Raw genomic sequence first — 17,760 nt, 5'->3', positions numbered from 1 at the left:
ACAAGATATACGGAGGAATGGAAAGAAATATACCCAATAAGAAAAGAAAGTATAGAACGAGTATTTGGGGAATGTAAGGAGAAACATAATTTAAGATATACGCGGGTAAGAGGACTGAGAAAAAACGGACAGCAGGCAGTGCTCATTTTTGCGTGCCATAATTTAAGGAAAATGGCAAGATGGCTGTGGAGAGATAAGAAAGAGAAGCTATTAAAACAGGAAAAAAGCGAAGAAAATAAAGTGATAAAATTAAACAATATATCAAAAAAACAAAAAAGGTGGTATAAAAACATTAAAATTAGTTTTTATACCACTCTTTTGTCAACACCCTGAAAGGTAATCTAAAAAGATTACCTTTATTGTTAAATACTTTATGTTATTTGATTCCATAATAAAAATTATTGTTATATTATAATGTATGTATAGTATATCTTTGTTGTAATAAAGGAATAATATATTAGATGATTTTTATTTGCTGATTTATCAATGACAGTTAGCTATACTGTTGTAAATATAAAAACTACAGGAGTATGATGAAAAAGTGATGAGGTCTTACAGAAAAAAACTTGTGATATAAATTAGCTTTCTGTTTATCGCAAATAAAGCAATTTTTATAATTGATATAAATAAAGATCATTATGAAAATGTTTAGCAGAATATTTAAAGAAAGTCATGTAAATAAGATTATAAATTACTTATTTAGTTATATAACGAATATCAAAATAAAAGAAATATAAAAGATCTAATAATCTTAAATACTTATTTTTATGTTTCATGAATTGTTATTTTTACAACAAAAGGACTGGTATGCTTTCATGGTTGAGGCGCGACAAAAAGTTTGAGATTGGAAAATATCTAGTGATTGATTTTTGATGGAAGGTGAAAAAATGAAAAAGATTGCGATTATTTCAGATACTCATGATGTTTTAAGAGATGAGGTTATTAAAGAATTAAATACTTGTGATTTGATCTTTCATGCTGGCGATTTTGTCAAAGAAGAGATTTATCAACAATTACAAAAAATTGCCCCAATTATAGCGGTAAAAGGGAATAATGATAAGTTTGATTTACCTGAAGAGATTAATTGTGAGATAGCGGGTCATAAATTTTATTTAACTCATCAAAAGAAGGGTATTCAAAATGTCGATTTTTATATTTTTGGACATTCTCACTGCTATCTACAACAAAAGGACAATAACACTTATTATCTTAATCCTGGAAGTTGTGGCAGAAGACGGTTTTCATTACCGCTGACATATATGATTTTATATATTGATGAAAATAATTATTATATTGAGCGTAGAGAAATAAAGCTATAAATCAACGTAATTTAGAGATTTCATGAATCATTAATAATGATTTTAATAAAAAATCAAAAAATATATTGCAATATAAGTCTAAACATGATATTATGAGTAGGCAGTTGAGGAAATGGAGACATACTCAAGAGGCTGAAGAGGCGCCCCTGCTAAGGGTGTAGGTCGGGAAACTGGCGCGAGGGTTCAAATCCCTCTGTCTCCGCCATTCAATTGGTCTGGTAGTTCAGTTGGTTAGAATGCCGCCCTGTCACGGCGGAGGTCGCGGGTTCGAGTCCCGTCCAGACCGCCAGTTAGATGATTAGTTCTGTTTAACAGAACTTTTTTTGTATTCAAAAAGCAAATCTTATGATTTGCTCTTGTTAATATAGGCGTGCATAATAGCAATCATTGTTTTAGAATCAAAGATTTCACCACTGACGACTTTTTGATATGCTTCATCGATATCCATGGCAATAACTTCTATTTCTTCATCTTCATCACAAGCACGAGGATTTTCTACTTTAAAAACATCTTTAGCTTCATAGATATATAACCATTCATCACTATAGCCAGGGGTTGGTAAAAATTTTGCAATTTTATCGATACTTTTAGCACTGTAGCCAGTTTCTTCTTCTAATTCACGCAAAGCACAAATTTCTGTATTTTCATTTAATTCTAATTTACCAGCAGGAATTTCTAAAGTATCTGTGGCATTAGGGTAGCGGTATTGTTTAACAAGCAGTATTTTGTTTTCAACGACTGCCAAAATACCCACCCCACCATGATGTCTAACAACTTCTCGAGTAGCTTCATTACCATTTTCACAAATTACTTTATCTTTATAAACTTTAATGATTTTGCCATCATAAATCAATTCACTAGCTATTTTCTTTTCCATTAATTTCACCTCAAATAAAATTATAACAAAAAAGTATGCGGGGGTGCATACTTTTTTATATTATTTCACGTAAGGGTGATAATAGGGGGTATGTAAAGTGAATCATCTTCACTTGACAATGATATTATAGCATTCAGATTTAAAAATGTAAAGGGTTTCATTAAAATAGTTGCGGAATTATTTGGGGAATTTGTTATAATAATCAATGGTGATAAATATGAAAAAGATAAAGATTAATGAAAATGATGCTAATCAAAGAATTGATAAATATTTGAAGAAACTTTTAGTAAATGCACCAGCTAATTTTATTTATAAAATGTTTCGTAAAAAAGATATCAAGGTGAATGGAAAAAAAGTTGATGAAAAATATATTTTAAAAAATAATGATGTTGTAGAGATGTTTTTATATGAAGATAAATTTCAGGAATTTACAGCTGCTAAAAGTATCTATGATGTTGAAAAGACATTTAAAGTACTTTATGAGGACAAACATGTTTTGATTGTTTATAAACCGGCAGGTTTATTAGTTCATGAAGATATTAATGAAAGTGTTAATACTTTAACTAATCAAGTATTAAGCTATTTAGCTAAAAAGAAGGAGCTGGATTTAGGACGTGAAAATACTTTTATGCCAGGACCAGTTCATCGTTTAGATCGGAATACGAGTGGAATCGTTATTTTTGGTAAAACTTTAGCTGCTTTACAATGTTTAAATGAAATGATCAAACAAAGACATTGTATTGAAAAAAGTTATTTGACGATTTGTAAAGGAAAATTAAATCAAAAACGTAATTTAAAAAACTACATGATAAAACTTGAAGATCAAGCGCAGGTAAAATTAGTGAATAAAGATCATCCTGGAGCTTTAACGATGGAAACACAGGTAAAACCATTGAAAAGTAATGATAGTTATAGCTTAGTAGAAGTAACTTTAGTAACGGGACGAATGCATCAAATTAGAGTTCATCTTGCTAGTATCGATCATCCTGTTATCGGTGACCGTAAATATGGGGATTTTGAATTAAATAAAATAATTAAAAAAAGTTTTGGATTGAATAATCAGCTTTTGCATGCTTATAAGATCAGGTTTGTCAAAACATTTGGTGTATTAGATTATTTACAGGATAAAGAAATAATTTGTCCTGTGCCAGAGCTGTTTAAAAAAATAGAAAAAAGTTTATTCTAGATATCTTTTAATACTAGCAGCTTTATTGTATAATTATTTATATTGCTTACAGGAGGAATAAGATGAAATATTTTATTGGAATTGATTTAGGTGGGACAAATGTCCGTACTTTACTAGTTGATGAAAATGGGACAACATACAGTGAAGTAAAAGATAATACTGAAAGAGACAATGGTCCAGATTACGTGTGTGCTAAAATCATTCGTCAAATCGAAAGTTTAGATACCACTGTTTGTGGTGGGATGAAAGGTGTCAGTGGAATTGGAATTGGAGTACCAGGACCAGTTGATACGGTAAAAGGAGCGATGATCATGGCTACTAATTTACCAGGATTTGAAAATTATCCAATTTGTGATAAACTGGCTGATCGTTTTAATTTACCAGTATTTATTGATAATGATGCTAATGTGGCAGGTTTAGCCGAAGCTTTATTAGGAGCTGGAAAAAATTATCCAACTTGTTATTATGTAACGGTTTCTACAGGAATTGGTGGAGCTTTTATCGTTGATGGTAAATTAGTATCTGGTGGCCGCGGACACGCTGGAGAAATCGGTAATATTATCGTTAAAAATAATGGCTATAAATTTGGTGCTTTGAATCCAGGTGCTGTTGAAGGTGAAGCAAGTGGAACGGCAATTACAAGAAAAGGTAAAGAATTATTAGGCGAAGATATAGTAAATCATGCTGGCGATGTTTTTAGATTAGCTGATGAAGGTGATTTGAAGGCTCAAAGCATCGTTGAAGAATGTATATCTCAGTTAGCTACTTTATTTGCAAATATTGCTCATACTGTAGACCCTCACTGTTTTATTATCGGTGGTGGGGTAATGAAATCAAAAGATTATTTCTATGATAAATTAGTTGAACAATTCAATTCAAAGATTCATGTTGGAATGCAGGGACATATTCCTTTATTGACAACTAAATTGGAAGATTGCGGGGCAATCGGAGCGGCAATGCTGCCAATGTCAAGACTAAAATAAGAAAGAATTAATTTTCTTTCTTTTTTTTTATAGAAATGTTATTATAAGCAGGTGAGGTGACGAGAATGTCAAAAAGAGTAGTATTAGGATTAAGCGGTGGTGTTGATTCGGCCGTAGCTGCTTATTTATTAAAAAAACAAGGTTATGAAGTCATTGGGGTTTTTATGCGTAATTGGGATAGCCAGTTGAACAATGATATTTTAGGTAATCCTACTAATGACAATGATATTTGTCCTCAAGAAGAGGATTATAATGATGCTAAAGCTGTTGCTAAATGCTTAGATATTAAAATAAAACGAGTAGATTTCATCAAGGAATACTGGGATCATGTTTTTACTTATTTTTTAGATGAGTATCGTAAAGGGAGAACGCCAAATCCAGATATTTTATGTAATAAGCATATTAAATTTAAAGCGTTTTTAGATTATGCTAAAACATTGAATGCTGATTATATTGCAACAGGACATTATGCGCGAGTAATTCACCAGGATGGTAAAGATTCAATCATGCTTAAAGGGTTAGATAATAATAAAGATCAAAGCTATTTTTTATGTCAGTTAAATCAACAACAATTGCAAAATTCTTTATTTCCGCTAGGTGAAATTGATAAACAGGAAGTACGCAGACTTGCGCATGAATTAAAATTACCAGTAGCTGATAAAAAAGATAGTACCGGAATTTGTTTTATTGGAGAGCGTGATTTTAAAAAGTTCTTACAAAATTATATTCCAGCTCAGCCAGGGAAAATGGTTGATATCGAAACTGGTGATGTGATCGGTGATCATTCAGGTATCATGTATTATACGATCGGTCAGCGTAAAGGTTTAGGAATCGGGGGACCTGGAGCTGCCTGGTTTGTAGTTGGCAAAGATTATGATAAAAATGTTTTATATATATGTCAGGGTGATCAAAAAGACTGGTTATATTCTTCAGGAGCTTTAATTACTGATGTAAACTGGATTGCATCAAATAAGCCAAATGAAAAGATCAACTGTAATGCTAAGTTTAGATATCGGCAAATGGATAATCCAATTCAATTAGAGTTTGTTGATGAAAAGACGGTCTATTTAACTTTTGATAAGCCGGTAAAAGCAGTGACTCCAGGACAGGCCGCAGTCTTTTATGATGGTGATGTTTGTTTGGGAGGAGGAACGATCGATACTGTCTATAAAGATGGTGAACCGATCAAATATTTATAATGATTGAATATACTGGTTATATTAGGAAGATTCGCTTTTATAGTGAATCTTCTAATTATATTGTAGCTCTAATTGAAGTTGAGCAGGAAGATAAATTAATTACGATGAACGGCTATATGAATAATTTTAATGATTATGATAAATATCTATTTATTGGTGATTATGAGATTCATCCTAAATATGGAAAACAGTTTAAGTTAAACGAGTATCGAATTATTTTAGCTAAAGAAAATGATGAAATTGTAAAATACTTGTCAAGTCCTTTGTTTAAAGGAATCGGTAAAAAACTTGCTCAACAGATCGTTGATAGTTTAGGTGAAGACTGTTTAACGAAGATCAAAGCAGATAAGCATAGTCTCGATCTTGTGATTGGAATGACGGAAAAGCGTCGCGATATCATTTACGATACTTTAACTAATGCTGATTATGATCAAGAAGTGATGCAGTTTTTTATGGGACATGGGATCAGTTTAAAAAATTTAGGTTTGATTCAGGCTTTTTATCAAGAAAAAACCTTGGAGATTCTTCAAAATAATCCTTATCAATTGATTGAAGATATTGATGGAATCGGTTTTAAGACTGCAGATGATCTAGCTTTAAAAACTGGTGGAACTTTAGATGATCCCAATCGGATCAAGGCAGCCATTGTCTATAGTATTAAACAATATGGTTTTAATACCGGAAGTACCTATTGTTTACTTGAAGAAATCATAAAGATGTTTAAGAAAATCATCTATAATCTTGAAGAAACGATTTTTTATGATTATTTAGAACAATTGATCGATGAAGGATTGATCATTAAAGAAGATGAACGATATTATTATCATGAGATGTATGAAGCCGAAACAAATATCGCAAAATATTTAAAAGCACGAATTAATCGACCTGATGAATTATTTGATGAAGATGAAGTAGAGCGTCTTTTAAAAAATTATGAAAAAAGGCAAGGGATAACTTATGCGCTAAAACAAAAAGAAGCATTAAATTATTTTTTAAAATCATCAGTGATGATTTTAACTGGTGGTCCCGGAACCGGTAAGACAACGATCGTTCAAGCCTTATTAAAAGTTTATACGACTTTATATCCAGAAGATCGTATTGGTTTAGTAGCACCTACAGGAAGAGCCGCTAAACGTTTGATGGAATTAACGGGAATCAATGCTTGTACGATTCATCGTTTATTAAAATGGGATCTGCATAGTAATACTTTTGCAATGAATAAAAATAATCCTCTAGATATCGATGTTTTGATCATTGATGAGTTTTCGATGGTTGACTGCCTGCTTTTAAGTAAGTTATTTGAAGCGGGACGAAAGATCAATAAAATATTATTTATTGGTGATCATCATCAGTTACCGTCTGTAGCCCCAGGAAATGTTTTACAGGATTTAATTGAAGCCGGGATAAAAACGATTGAACTAGATGAAATTTTTAGACAAGCTAAAGATTCGGGAATCATCCAGTTAGCTCATCATATTATTAATGATGAAATAGAAGATATGGCGATTTTTAATCAGTATCGAGATATAAATTACTTTCCCTGTTTGAATTATGATGTTGTTAAAAATGTTAAAACAATTGTAAAGAAGGCTTTGAATGAAGGATATGATGTTAATGATATTCAGGTACTGGTTCCAATGTATCAAGGTGTTGCCGGAATCGATGCATTAAATGATGCTTTACAGGATGTTTTTAATCCTAAAGATGAATTTAGTGAAAGTTACAAAGTTGGTCGTGTCGAATATCGAATTGGAGATAAGATCCTACAATTGAAAAATCGTCCCGATGACGATGTTTTTAATGGTGATATCGGCATTTTGATTGAAATCTGTCGAAAAGATAACTTTGAGTATCTTCAAGATACTTTAGTAGTTGATTTTGATGGTAATATTGTCGAATATACTTCACAAAATTTTAATACGATCACTCATGCATACTGTATGTCGATTCATAAAGCACAGGGAAATGAATTTAAGATCGTAATTATGGCAGTATTATCAGATTATTATATTATGCTAAGACGTAATCTATTATATACAGCAATAACTCGGGCTAAACAATCTCTCTTTATTTTGGGGAATTCTAAAGCATTTATACATGGTCTTAATAATTATCAAGATGGTCGTCGTAAAACAACTTTAAAAAAACGTTTTGAAAATAGTAAAGAATTAAGTGTGTATGATTTTTTAGAATCATGACAAACTAAACTGAGGTGAGAATATGTTAGCAAGAAATAAATTACTAATTGGTTTAACTGTTGCTTCACTGATGATTTTATTTAGTGAGTGTGAATGTGTTGAAGATATGATGGATAATTTAAAAGCAAAGATGTAAGATGAGACTTGAAAAATAAATATGGATAGTTTATAATTTGGTAAATCGTTGAAAAAGAAGAGTACTGTAAAGATGTTTTAAGAGATAGTATGGCTGGTGAAAATACTAAGCATGTTTATAGGAAAGCTGCTTTGGAGAGTAATTAATAATTACCGTGTAAGCTGCGTTACTAGCTAAATGAGGGCATGATTTATTCATGAACTAGGATGGTACCGCGATCAAAGTCGTTCCTAGAATTAGGAGCGGCTTTTTATATTGGATAAGGAGAAGAAAATGAAACAATTAACTGGAAATCAAGTAAGAAAAATGTTTTTGGATTTTTTTGAAAGCAAAGGTCATAAAGTTGAACCAAGTCATTCATTAATTCCAAATGACGATCCAACATTACTTTGGATCAATGCTGGAGTAGCAGCAATAAAAAAATATTTTGATGGAACTATAAAACCCGAAAATCCTCGCATTACCAATGCTCAAAAATCAATTCGTACTAACGATATTGAAAATGTCGGTAAAACAGCACGTCATCATACTTTCTTTGAAATGTTAGGAAACTTTTCAATTGGTGATTATTTTAAAAAAGAAGCTATTGATTTTGCTTGGGAACTATTAACAGATGAAAAATGGTTTGCTTTTGAAAAAGATAAACTATATATTACTGTTCATGATCATGATGATGAAGCATATAACTATTGGGTCAATGTTAAAGGTGTTGATCCTAGTCATATGTTAAAAACCCCAGGAAATTTCTGGGAAATTGGTGAAGGACCATGTGGACCAGATTCAGAAATCTTTTATGATCGTGGTGAAAAATATGATCCTGAAGGTTTAGGATTAAAATTATTTTATGAAGAGTTAGAAAATGATCGTTATATTGAAATTTGGAATCTTGTTTTTTCGCAATATAATTCACAAGAAGGAATTGCGCGGGAAGACTATCAAGAATTGCCACAAAAAAATATTGATACGGGAATGGGCTTAGAGAGAATTACAAGTATCATTCAGGATGGAGAAACTAATTTTGATACTGATTTCTTTTTACCAATCATTCACGAAACTGAAAAACTAGCAAATGTAAGTTATCGTGAAAATAAGATGGCATATCGCGTGATTGCTGATCATATTCGTACAGTTACTTTTGCTTTAGCTGATGGAGCATTATTTGATAATGCTGGAAGAGGTTATGTATTAAGAAGAATTTTAAGAAGAGCTGTAAGATATGGTAAACAAATTGGTATTGAACAAGCTTTTATGTATAATTTAGTAGCTGTTGTTAGTGATGTAATGAAAGAATTCTATGATTATTTACCAGAAAAAGTTAGTTATATTAGTGATTTAGTTAAGAAAGAAGAAGAAGCTTTTCATAAGACGTTATCAAATGGTGAAAAATTATTAAGCAGTTTAATTGCTAAAAATAGCGATGGTACTATTAGTGGTAAAGATGCTTTTAAATTATATGATACATATGGTTTTCCATTTGAGTTAACATTGGAAATCGCTGAAGAGTCAGGCTTAAAGGTTGATGAAGAAGGATTTAAAGAAGAATTAAAGATTCAGCGGGAAAGATCTCGTGGTGCTCGTGAGGATAATGAATCAATGGCTAGTCAAAAACCTGATTTAATGGCTTTTGATCTGCCTTCAACATTTGAATATGATCCGACAAATATTAACGGTGTAGTTATTGGAATATTTAAAGATGGTGTTAAAACAGATGTTTTAGATGATTATGGTGAAATTATTTTTGATGATACAACTTTTTATGCTGAAATGGGTGGTCAATGCGCAGATACAGGAATAATTTATAATGATAATTGTAAAGCAAGTGTAATCAATGTGTTAAAAGCTCCTAATCAACAGCATTTACACTTTGTTAAAGTTGAAGAAGGGACAATTAGTGTTGGTGATGTTTTAACATTAGAAATCGATAAAGTAAAACGTAATAAAATTATTGCTAATCATACAGCTACGCATTTATTACAGGCAGCTTTAAAAGAGGTTGTTGGTAGTCATATCAACCAAGCTGGTTCATATGTTGATGATAATCGTCTGAGATTTGATTTTACTCATTTTGAAAAGATTTCAAATGAACAGATCAAAGCAGTTGAAGAAAAAGTAAATAATGTTATTTTCCAAGGAATAGATGTTGAAATCGTCAACATGTCCAAAGAAGAAGCTTTATCAAGTGGAGCAATGGCTCTGTTTGATGAAAAATATGGTGATACTGTACGTGTTGTTTCTGTAGGTGATTTTTCAAAAGAGTTATGTGGAGGCTGTCACGTAGCTAACAGTGCTAATATTGGTTTATTTAAAATTGAAACTGAAGAGAGTGTTGGTAGTGGTGTGCGTAGAATTGAAGCAATTACTGGTAAAAGTGCTTATGAAGCTTTAGTTCAAGAAAAGGAAACAGTAGATACTATCAGTAATCTTTTGAAATTAAAAAATCGTAAAGAAGTAGTAAATAAAGTTAGCGCTTTAAATGAAGAATTAGCTGCTGTTAAAAAAGAAGTAGAGACTTTAAATGCTAAATTGAATGCTTTGAATGCGGCTAGTAAAGCTAACGATATTCAAGAAATCAATGGGGTCAAAGTATTATTTGTCGAAGAAACTTTAGAAAGTGCTAAAGCAAAACAGTTAACTTTTGATTTTAGGGATAAAATTGATTCGGGAATAGTAATTTTAGTATCACAGTTTGAAGATAAATGTTCATATTATGTTGGGGTGACTAAAGATTATGTTGCTAATGGTTTTAAAGCTGGCGATATTGTTAAAAAAATAAATGCAGTAGTAGCGGGACGTGGTGGCGGAAAACCAGATTTTGCTCAAGGTGGTTGTCCAATCAATGAAAAAGTTATTTGTATTAAAGAAGAACTTAAAAATTTCTTTTAATTTACTTATAATTAGTGTAAAATGATGATATAGGTGTAACCTTAAAGGAGGTCGAATAATATGCATGATTTAACAAAAACAAAAGTATTTAGTTCTGAGGATATGCGTCGTGAGATGATTCGCAGCAATCTTCAAACAGTAATAGATGCTTTAAACGAAAGAGGATATAATGCAGTACATCAGATTGCAGGTTATTTAATCTCTAATGACCCTGCGTATATTTCTAGTCATAAAAATGCTAGAAATATAATTCAACAAATCGAGCGTGATGAAATCATCGAAGAATTAGTTAAATCGTATTTGGAGAAATAGATGGAACGTGTATTAGGATTAGACTTAGGCTCAAGGACATGTGGTATCGCCATGAGTGATGCATTAGGAATGATAGCTCATGGCATTGAAACATATCGTTTTGCTGAAAATGAATATGAAAAAGCAGCTGATTATATTAAAGATATAATTGATAAAAATCATATCAAGACAGTAGTATTGGGACTACCAAAGCATATGAATGGTGATTTAGGAATAAGAGCTGAGATTTCAATTAAATTTAAAGAAATGTTAGAAAAAAGAGTGGCAGGGTTAAATGTTGTTTTAGTTGATGAGCGTTTAACTACAAAAATAGCGCAGGATCAATTAATTTTTGCTGATGTTTCTAGAAAAAAAAGAAAAAAAGTAATTGATAAAATGGCAGCGGTAGCAATATTACAGGGCTATTTAGATGCTAATTAGAAAGGAAATTTAATGGAAGCAAATAAAATCCAAGTAATTGATGATCAAGGAAATGAAAAAGAGTTTGAAGTATTATTCACTTTTAATAACGATGAATTAGGTAAGCAATATGTTTTATACTATGATTCGTTAGCTGAAGAGCCAAATGTTTTTGCGTCGATTTATGATGATGAAGGAAAATTATACCCAATTGAAAGTCCTGATGAATGGGAATTAGTTGAAGAAGTTTTTCAAAGTTTCATGGCTGAAAATCAAGACGATTATGAATGTTGCAATGGACATGGTGAAGGTGGATGCTGTCATGAAGATGATCATGAATGCTGTGGTGAACATAATCATAATGATCATGGGTGCTGTAAAAATAAATGTGATCAATAATAAAAAAGCTAAAATATTTAGCTTTTTTATTATTAATGGATAAATGAAGGGATACTAAGAATTTTTAGAAAAAGTAACAAAATTTTATTTAGAAAATATTTTAATATACTCCTGATTCTATAAGTTTTAATTATGAATAATTTGTTTGTATTGCATATAAAAATATAACTGATACGAATATAATAGCGGTAATGGCCGATATAATGGTAATCATGAATCAATAGATAAAATATTTTTTGCAATTATAATAACGGAGAAATCATAGTGATTAAAAAGGTTATAAAGTATTTATTATTTAAAATAAGGATAATCGTGTCTTAGTACTAGGTTTTTGGTTCAAGAAAATGATGTTTAGTAAACAAACTAGTCTGCATTACTAAATTTAATATGGATTATTAGAGATGATCTCCATTTCTTTTTTTGAAAAAATGGACATACTATATGTAGAATTGTCAATTTTTGTTATATTTACAGATAAGTTGAATAAGTGAGAAAAATATCTTATAATGTAAAAAAACGGAGGAGATTATGAAAAGAAAGCAAAAAATTATTATAGGTACAAGTATAGCTGTTTTAATTGTTGTTTTTGGTTTATTATTTTTTTATTTCGATGGACAAAAAGCAGTTTCTGCAAAAAGTGAAGAAATTGTTGTTGAAATTTCTGGATCAACAAGTACAGTAATAAATCAGTTAGATCAAGCAGGTTTAATAAAAAATAAAACGGTTGCTGATATTTATGCAAAATTACATAAACATGATCTTATTGCAAATGTTTATGTTTTGAATAAAAATATGGATTTAAAAACGATTTTAAAGATTCTTGAAGGAGATAAAAATTATATTTCTACTGCAAAGATTACTATTTTAGATGGCAATACGATTCCTGAGTGTGCTAGTCAGGTTGCAAAAGCATTAGATATTGAGGTTGATACAACTAATTTAAATGATGAACAAATCTTGGCGGCAAAGACACAAAAGGTATTGGAAAAATGGGCTGATAAAGAGTATTTGCAAACATTAGTTGATAAATACTGGTTTTTAGATCAATGTATTTTAGGAAATGAAATCATGTTTCCTTTAGAAGGATATCTTGGACCCGAAACTTATGTGATAACATCTAAAAAAACAACGATTGAGGATGTTACGGAAATGATGTTAGATCAGATGGATAAGAATTTAAGTGCAATTAAAGATAAAATTGCCGAATTTAAAATAAACGGTAATAGTGTGACTGTTCATCAGTTCTTATCACTGGCATCAGTAGTTCAATGTGAAGCATCAGGAAAGAAAGAAGATCAAGCTAAGATTGCAGGAGTTTTTATGCATCGTTTAGAAATAAATATGCGTTTAGGTAGTGATGTTACGGTAAATTATGCAAATCAAATTAAAACGGTTGCTGTTACATATAATCATTTAGAAGTAGATTCTAAGTATAATACATATAAGTATGATGGTTTACCAATTGGACCTATAAGTACGGTTTCAAATGAAATTTTAGATTCGTGTCTAAACTATCAAAAAACTGATGATTTGTTCTTCTTTGCTTTAAAAGACGGAACAGTAATTTTTTCAAAAACATATGATGAACATCAGCAAGTAGTAAAGGAAAATAAGTGGTATTAATAATGAAGTATTTTAATGAGTTGGAAAAAGATGCGATTGAGCGAAATATTCCTGTTATGCAGCGTGAAGGATTAGAGTTTATGATCAATGTTTTTAAAGAAAATAATTGTTGTAGCTGCTTAGAAATAGGTAGTGCAATCGGTTATTCAGCAATGATGTTAGTTAGTAATATTCCTGATTTTAAAGTTGAGACAATTGAATTGAATGATGAAAGGTATTTAGAAGCATTAAAAAATATAAATGATAATGAATTAGATGAAAAGATAATTATTCATCATGGTGATGCTTTGGATTTTGAGTTGAGTGATCTTGTTTTGAAAAAATATGATTGTTTGTTTATTGATGCTGCTAAAGCTCAGTATCAAAAATTTTTTGAAAAGTATATGCCTTTGATAGCTGATAAAGGAATCTGTATTGTTGATAATCTTGATTTTCATGGAATGATCTTTGATATTGATAATATTAGAAATCGTAATACTAAACAATTGGTGAAAAAAATCAAACGTTTCAAAGACTGGATCTTTAATAATGATCAGTATGATGTTGAGTATTATCATGTTGGTGATGGGATATGTGTGATAAGAAAAAAGGTGGTATAATGGAGTTAGTAGTACATTTAAACAGTAATAAATTTATTAATGACTTTATTGATATAGGGATTAAATATTTTGTTGTCGGAACAAAATATTTTTCTTGTCGTCAGGCTTTGGCACTTGATTATGAAGAGTTACGCCGTTTAAAACATCAGCTAGGTTCAGCTGAGTTGTGGGTGCTGGTAAATGCTTTGATCGAAGAACATGATTTAGATGCTTTAATGGATCATCTAGCAAAGTTACATGATTTAAAAATTGATGGTATTTTGTTTCAAGATTTTGGCGTTTTAGAAATTTGTCAGGAAAATGGTTATCATTTTGAAATGATTTATAGTCCGGATACTTTAAATACTAATCAGGCAACGTTAAATTATTTATCTACGTTAGGAATTGATAGTGCTTTTTTAGCACGTGAAATTCCTCTTGATGAAAAAACTATTATTGCTAAAAATAGTAACTTAAAAACAATGACACAGATTCATGGTGTTGAGTATATGGCTTATTCTAAACGAAAATTATTATCTAATTATTTTAAAGAAATTAAACTGGATAAATCAGTTTCTATAAGTGATGGAATTGTTATTCAAGCTAGTGGTGTGGATTATGGCTGTCATATATATGAAGATAAATTTGGCTGTCATATTTTAAGTAAAAAACAACTATGTTGTTTAGATATTTTGAGTAGTTTTACAGATTTTGATTATTTATATATTGAATCTTTGTTCATTGATGATTTGAAATTAGTAGAAATAGTAAATTTATATCAGGATGCTTTAAAAAGTATTGGTAATGGAACATATGGTAAAGTTAGCAAAGAATTATTACCACAGCTTTATCGTTTAGAAAGTGATGTAGATTTTCATCATAGTTTTATGTTTGATGCCACAGTTTATAAAATTGATGATGTAAGAAAGCGAGAAGAAAATGAGAAGTGTAAGTAAAATAATAAATGGTAAACGAATTATAATAAAAAAACCGGAATTATTAGCGCCAGCAGGAAATCTTGAGAAACTTAAAGTTGCCATTAGATATGGAGCTGATGCTGTTTTTGTTGGTGGTAAAGAATTTTCTCTTCGTTCAAGTGCATCTAATTTTACTTTGGAAGATATAAAAGAAGCAGTTAGTTTTGCAGATAAACATAATGCAGCAATTCATGTAACATGTAATATTATTTTACATCAGGATAATTTGGAGGGAATCAAAGAATATTTAGCAGCTTTAGATGATGCTGGTGTTAAAGCGATTATTGTAGCTGATCCATATATCATGAAAATTGCTAAAGATATGAAATTAAATTTAGAAGTTCATGTTTCAACACAACTTTCGACTTTAAATACTAAAGCAATTAAGTTTTATCAAAAACAGGGGATGGATCGCGTTGTTTTGGGAAGAGAAGTTTGTTTTGATGATTTAAAAAGTATTTTAGATAAAACAGATATCGATATTGAATATTTTATTCATGGTGCAATGTGCATTCATTATTCAGGACGTTGTATGTTATCAAACTATTTTTCACATCGTGATGCTAATCGAGGCGGATGTAGTCAATCATGTCGCTGGTACTATGATATTTTTGAAAATAATCAAAAACTTAATGAAGGACAAATTCCTTTTAGTATGTCTAGTAAAGATATGGCATTAATAAATCATATTCCCGAATTAATTGAGATTGGAGTTAATTCATTTAAAATTGAGGGAAGGATGAAATCGTTACATTATATTGCAACAGTTGTTTCTACTTATCGTAAATTAATAGATGATTATTGTAATGATCCTGATAGTTTTGTTTTAGATGATAAATATTATCAAGAGTTACTTAAAGCTGCTAATCGTGCTTTATGTACTGGTTTTTTTGATAATCAAGCTGATAATTCAAAACAGCTATATAATCAGCGTGATGAACATCCAACTCAGGAATTTTGTGCTCGAGTGATTAGTTATGATAAGGAAAATAAGTTAGCAGTGATTGAACAGCGCAATTATTTTAAACTAGGTGATAAAATCGAGTTTTTTAGTCCTTTTCATGATAATGTGCTTATTCCAGTAACCAAGATTATTAATGAAGATAATATCGAGGTTGAAGTAGCTAATCATCCGATGGAAATATTACGGATTCCTGTAGATATTGAATTAAAAAAAGATGACATGGGAAGAAGAGTTGTTTAAGTTGAAAAATAAAATAATTAATATTTTGTAAAAAATGAATAATTTATGATAAAAATTATGGAAATATTAGGACTAGATATTTAATCTAATATATGCTATATTAGAAACTACGAGGTGAGATTATGGAACAAGAAAAAGTATTGTTAACTCAAAGCGGGTTAGAAAAATTAGAACAAGAAAGAGATAATTTGATTAATGTCGAAAGACCTAAGGTTATTGAAGAATTACAATTAGCACGTTCTCAAGGTGACTTATCAGAAAATGCTGATTATGATGCAGCAAGAGAAAAACAAGCTCACTTAGAATCAAGAATCAAAGAAATTGATTATATGTTGCAGCATGCAGAAATTATATCTGAAGATCAGATGGATTTAAAAGTGGTTAAACCGGGAACTACTGTAACTATTTTAGATTTGTCTGAAAAAGATGCTGAACCGGAAAGTTATCAAATTGTAGGGTTTACCGAAACTGATCCTTTAAATGGTAAGATTTCAAATGAATCACCACTAGCTAAAGCGGTTTTGGGACATGGGGTAAATGAAATCGTTACAGTTGGGGTTGCAGAACCTTATGATGTAAAAATTATTAATATCGAATTTAAGAATTAGTTAAATAAGCTAATTCTTTTTTATTAACTAAAATATAAAAAGGCCAAAAAACCGATTATAATGTTTTTTGGCCTCTTTTTTGGATTAATGTTAACAGATTTTTAGGAAATCAATTTCAAAGAAATAATCGTAATTTAAACTAGGTTTGAATATATTTTCGAATCATTAATTGAAAAATTATTAAAGGTATAAATACTAATATATATTTACACGCTTTACTTGACAAACCCATCAATAATACTTATCAGCTTTCTATCCTTTGTTTAAATACTTCAAAATCATCTTCTTCAAATATATATTCATATATTAATTCCATTTGTTTTTCATTTAAACTCTCTACCCATTCCTGACAGTCTTGATGATATTGCTTTTTTAATATCTTGATGCATCTTTGTTTTTCTTTTTTTAAAGTTTCTTTTTTTCCTATTTCAACTCCTTCTTCTCGTCCAATTTCAATACCCTGCTCAATACCTTGCTCGATTCCTTGAGCTATACCTTGTTCAATCCCTTGTTCGATACCTTTTTTGATTCCCTCTTCGATCCTTTTGGCTGTCTTTTCTTCACGTTCCATCTCTAATGATTCAGTTCTAAGCTTCGCTAACGCTAACTAGTTTGCTAATGACCATATCGGCTCATTACTTCTAAACTTGTCATACATCTTTATCACCATCTCCACGATATCTTCTTCTCTTTCTTTCATTATATCAGGATATTCATTTTTTATAAACAAATAACATAATCTTTCTAAATCATCTAATCCTGTGATTCCTTTTTCCTTGATGAGCTTATCGATATGTCTCATCTTGATAAAATAACGGTAATTAAGATTACTTTTTTCTACCTCTCCCTGGTCATCTCGAAACGCATATTCTTTGATCA

18 protein-coding genes, 2 tRNA genes and 1 other annotated feature are annotated in these 17,760 nt (G+C 30.5%); of the genes, 17 read left to right on the top strand and 3 right to left on the bottom strand.

Annotated elements, in window-relative coordinates; genetic code table 11:
- The 4 genes from BR82_RS15770 to BR82_RS0111525 form a co-directional block, all read left to right on the top strand.
- The coding region (locus BR82_RS15770) for a transposase (protein WP_034864800.1) at positions 1-333 on the top strand (333 nt) is incomplete at its 5' end.
- A 554-nt stretch (positions 334-887) separates the two neighbouring features.
- The gene (locus BR82_RS0111535) at positions 888-1,319 is read left to right on the top strand and encodes a metallophosphoesterase family protein (RefSeq protein ID WP_027090312.1); all 432 of its coding nucleotides are present in this window, start codon (positions 888-890) and stop codon (positions 1,317-1,319) included.
- A 114-nt stretch (positions 1,320-1,433) separates the two neighbouring features.
- Positions 1,434-1,524: transfer RNA gene (locus tag BR82_RS0111530), tRNA-Ser, on the top strand.
- Between the two features lie 7 nt (positions 1,525-1,531).
- Positions 1,532-1,608, top strand: a tRNA-Asp gene (locus tag BR82_RS0111525).
- Between the two features lie 54 nt (positions 1,609-1,662).
- Here the strand turns inward: BR82_RS0111525 and BR82_RS0111520 are convergent.
- On the bottom strand, positions 1,663-2,196 hold the full coding sequence (locus tag BR82_RS0111520) for an NUDIX hydrolase (protein ID WP_027090311.1): 534 nt from the start codon (positions 2,194-2,196) through the stop codon (positions 1,663-1,665).
- 217 nt (positions 2,197-2,413) lie between these two features.
- On the opposite strand from BR82_RS0111520, the gene BR82_RS0111515 reads away from it, so the two are divergent.
- From BR82_RS0111515 to greA, 13 genes are all read left to right on the top strand, one after another.
- Positions 2,414-3,382 (top strand): RluA family pseudouridine synthase, encoded by a 969-nt coding sequence (locus BR82_RS0111515; RefSeq protein WP_027090310.1) that lies wholly within the window; start codon positions 2,414-2,416, stop codon positions 3,380-3,382.
- A gap of 62 nt (positions 3,383-3,444) precedes the next feature.
- Positions 3,445-4,365: an ROK family protein gene (locus BR82_RS0111510; RefSeq protein ID WP_027090309.1), complete on the top strand. Its 921-nt coding sequence runs from the start codon at positions 3,445-3,447 to the stop codon at positions 4,363-4,365.
- Between the two features lie 65 nt (positions 4,366-4,430).
- Positions 4,431-5,564, top strand: coding sequence for a tRNA 2-thiouridine(34) synthase MnmA (gene mnmA, locus BR82_RS0111505; RefSeq protein WP_027090308.1), 1,134 nt, complete (start codon positions 4,431-4,433; stop codon positions 5,562-5,564).
- The gene (gene recD2 / locus BR82_RS0111500; protein WP_027090307.1) at positions 5,564-7,762 is read left to right on the top strand and encodes an SF1B family DNA helicase RecD2; all 2,199 of its coding nucleotides are present in this window, start codon (positions 5,564-5,566) and stop codon (positions 7,760-7,762) included. Before mnmA ends, recD2 begins: the two co-directional genes overlap by 1 nt.
- A 175-nt stretch (positions 7,763-7,937) precedes the next feature.
- Positions 7,938-8,133 (top strand) — a binding site (T-box leader).
- 38 nt (positions 8,134-8,171) lie between these two features.
- Positions 8,172-10,781: an alanine--tRNA ligase gene (gene alaS, locus BR82_RS0111490; RefSeq protein WP_027090306.1), complete on the top strand. Its 2,610-nt coding sequence runs from the start codon at positions 8,172-8,174 to the stop codon at positions 10,779-10,781.
- A 60-nt stretch (positions 10,782-10,841) separates the two neighbouring features.
- Positions 10,842-11,093 carry an IreB family regulatory phosphoprotein gene (locus BR82_RS0111485; RefSeq protein ID WP_024720679.1) on the top strand — a complete coding sequence of 84 codons (252 nt, stop codon included), beginning with the start codon at positions 10,842-10,844 and terminating at the stop codon, positions 11,091-11,093.
- On the top strand, positions 11,094-11,513 hold the full coding sequence (gene ruvX, locus BR82_RS0111480) for a Holliday junction resolvase RuvX (RefSeq protein WP_027090305.1): 420 nt from the start codon (positions 11,094-11,096) through the stop codon (positions 11,511-11,513).
- 12 nt (positions 11,514-11,525) lie between these two features.
- A complete protein-coding gene (locus BR82_RS0111475) occupies positions 11,526-11,891 on the top strand; it encodes a DUF1292 domain-containing protein (RefSeq protein WP_027090304.1) in 366 nt (121 codons plus the stop codon).
- Between the two features lie 528 nt (positions 11,892-12,419).
- Positions 12,420-13,514, top strand: coding sequence for an endolytic transglycosylase MltG (gene mltG / locus BR82_RS0111470; protein ID WP_027090303.1), 1,095 nt, complete (start codon positions 12,420-12,422; stop codon positions 13,512-13,514).
- A 2-nt stretch (positions 13,515-13,516) separates the two neighbouring features.
- Positions 13,517-14,113 carry an O-methyltransferase gene (locus tag BR82_RS0111465; protein WP_027090302.1) on the top strand — a complete coding sequence of 199 codons (597 nt, stop codon included), beginning with the start codon at positions 13,517-13,519 and terminating at the stop codon, positions 14,111-14,113.
- Entirely contained in the window at positions 14,113-15,048 is a 936-nt protein-coding gene (locus tag BR82_RS0111460; RefSeq protein ID WP_027090301.1) for a peptidase U32 family protein, read from the top strand. The genes BR82_RS0111465 and BR82_RS0111460 overlap by 1 nt, the downstream gene beginning before the upstream one ends.
- Positions 15,032-16,273: a peptidase U32 family protein gene (locus BR82_RS0111455; protein ID WP_027090300.1), complete on the top strand. Its 1,242-nt coding sequence runs from the start codon at positions 15,032-15,034 to the stop codon at positions 16,271-16,273. The genes BR82_RS0111460 and BR82_RS0111455 overlap by 17 nt, the downstream gene beginning before the upstream one ends.
- 122 nt (positions 16,274-16,395) lie before the next feature.
- Complete coding sequence (greA, locus tag BR82_RS0111450; RefSeq protein WP_027090299.1) at positions 16,396-16,881, top strand: transcription elongation factor GreA; 486 nt, start codon at positions 16,396-16,398, stop codon at positions 16,879-16,881.
- Positions 16,882-17,125: 244 nt separating this feature from the next.
- Here greA and BR82_RS17495 read toward each other — a convergent pair whose 3' ends face one another.
- The gene (locus tag BR82_RS17495) at positions 17,126-17,452 is read right to left on the bottom strand and encodes a hypothetical protein (RefSeq protein WP_051592822.1); all 327 of its coding nucleotides are present in this window, start codon (positions 17,450-17,452) and stop codon (positions 17,126-17,128) included.
- 36 nt (positions 17,453-17,488) lie between these two features.
- The coding region (locus tag BR82_RS17275) for a hypothetical protein (RefSeq protein ID WP_034864844.1) at positions 17,489-17,760 on the bottom strand (272 nt) is incomplete at its 5' end.

Origin of the sequence: Thomasclavelia saccharogumia DSM 17460 (assembly GCF_000686665.1) — a bacterium.
Classification (GTDB): Bacteria; Bacillota_I; Bacilli_A; order Erysipelotrichales; family Coprobacillaceae; genus Thomasclavelia; species Thomasclavelia saccharogumia.
The sequence above is the reverse complement of the archived record's forward strand: the minus strand, read 5'-3'. Positions and strand labels throughout refer to the sequence as shown.

What these genes read in the sequence shown, in the direction of transcription:
- recD2 (WP_027090307.1), top strand. Translation starts at nt 5,564, where the DNA reads ATGATTGAATATACTGGTTATATTAGGAAGATTCGCTTTTATAGTGAA.
- BR82_RS0111465 (WP_027090302.1), top strand. Translation starts at nt 13,517, where the DNA reads ATGAAGTATTTTAATGAGTTGGAAAAAGATGCGATTGAGCGAAATATT.
- BR82_RS0111535 (WP_027090312.1), top strand. Translation starts at nt 888, where the DNA reads ATGAAAAAGATTGCGATTATTTCAGATACTCATGATGTTTTAAGAGAT.
- greA (WP_027090299.1), top strand. Translation starts at nt 16,396, where the DNA reads ATGGAACAAGAAAAAGTATTGTTAACTCAAAGCGGGTTAGAAAAATTA.
- BR82_RS0111520 (WP_027090311.1), bottom strand. Translation starts at nt 2,196, where the DNA reads ATGGAAAAGAAAATAGCTAGTGAATTGATTTATGATGGCAAAATCATT.
- alaS (WP_027090306.1), top strand. Translation starts at nt 8,172, where the DNA reads ATGAAACAATTAACTGGAAATCAAGTAAGAAAAATGTTTTTGGATTTT.
- BR82_RS17495 (WP_051592822.1), bottom strand. Translation starts at nt 17,452, where the DNA reads ATGGAACGTGAAGAAAAGACAGCCAAAAGGATCGAAGAGGGAATCAAA.
- ruvX (WP_027090305.1), top strand. Translation starts at nt 11,094, where the DNA reads ATGGAACGTGTATTAGGATTAGACTTAGGCTCAAGGACATGTGGTATC.
- BR82_RS0111485 (WP_024720679.1), top strand. Translation starts at nt 10,842, where the DNA reads ATGCATGATTTAACAAAAACAAAAGTATTTAGTTCTGAGGATATGCGT.
- BR82_RS0111515 (WP_027090310.1), top strand. Translation starts at nt 2,414, where the DNA reads ATGAAAAAGATAAAGATTAATGAAAATGATGCTAATCAAAGAATTGAT.
- mltG (WP_027090303.1), top strand. Translation starts at nt 12,420, where the DNA reads ATGAAAAGAAAGCAAAAAATTATTATAGGTACAAGTATAGCTGTTTTA.
- BR82_RS0111475 (WP_027090304.1), top strand. Translation starts at nt 11,526, where the DNA reads ATGGAAGCAAATAAAATCCAAGTAATTGATGATCAAGGAAATGAAAAA.
- mnmA (WP_027090308.1), top strand. Translation starts at nt 4,431, where the DNA reads ATGTCAAAAAGAGTAGTATTAGGATTAAGCGGTGGTGTTGATTCGGCC.
- BR82_RS0111510 (WP_027090309.1), top strand. Translation starts at nt 3,445, where the DNA reads ATGAAATATTTTATTGGAATTGATTTAGGTGGGACAAATGTCCGTACT.
- BR82_RS0111455 (WP_027090300.1), top strand. Translation starts at nt 15,032, where the DNA reads ATGAGAAGTGTAAGTAAAATAATAAATGGTAAACGAATTATAATAAAA.
- BR82_RS0111460 (WP_027090301.1), top strand. Translation starts at nt 14,113, where the DNA reads ATGGAGTTAGTAGTACATTTAAACAGTAATAAATTTATTAATGACTTT.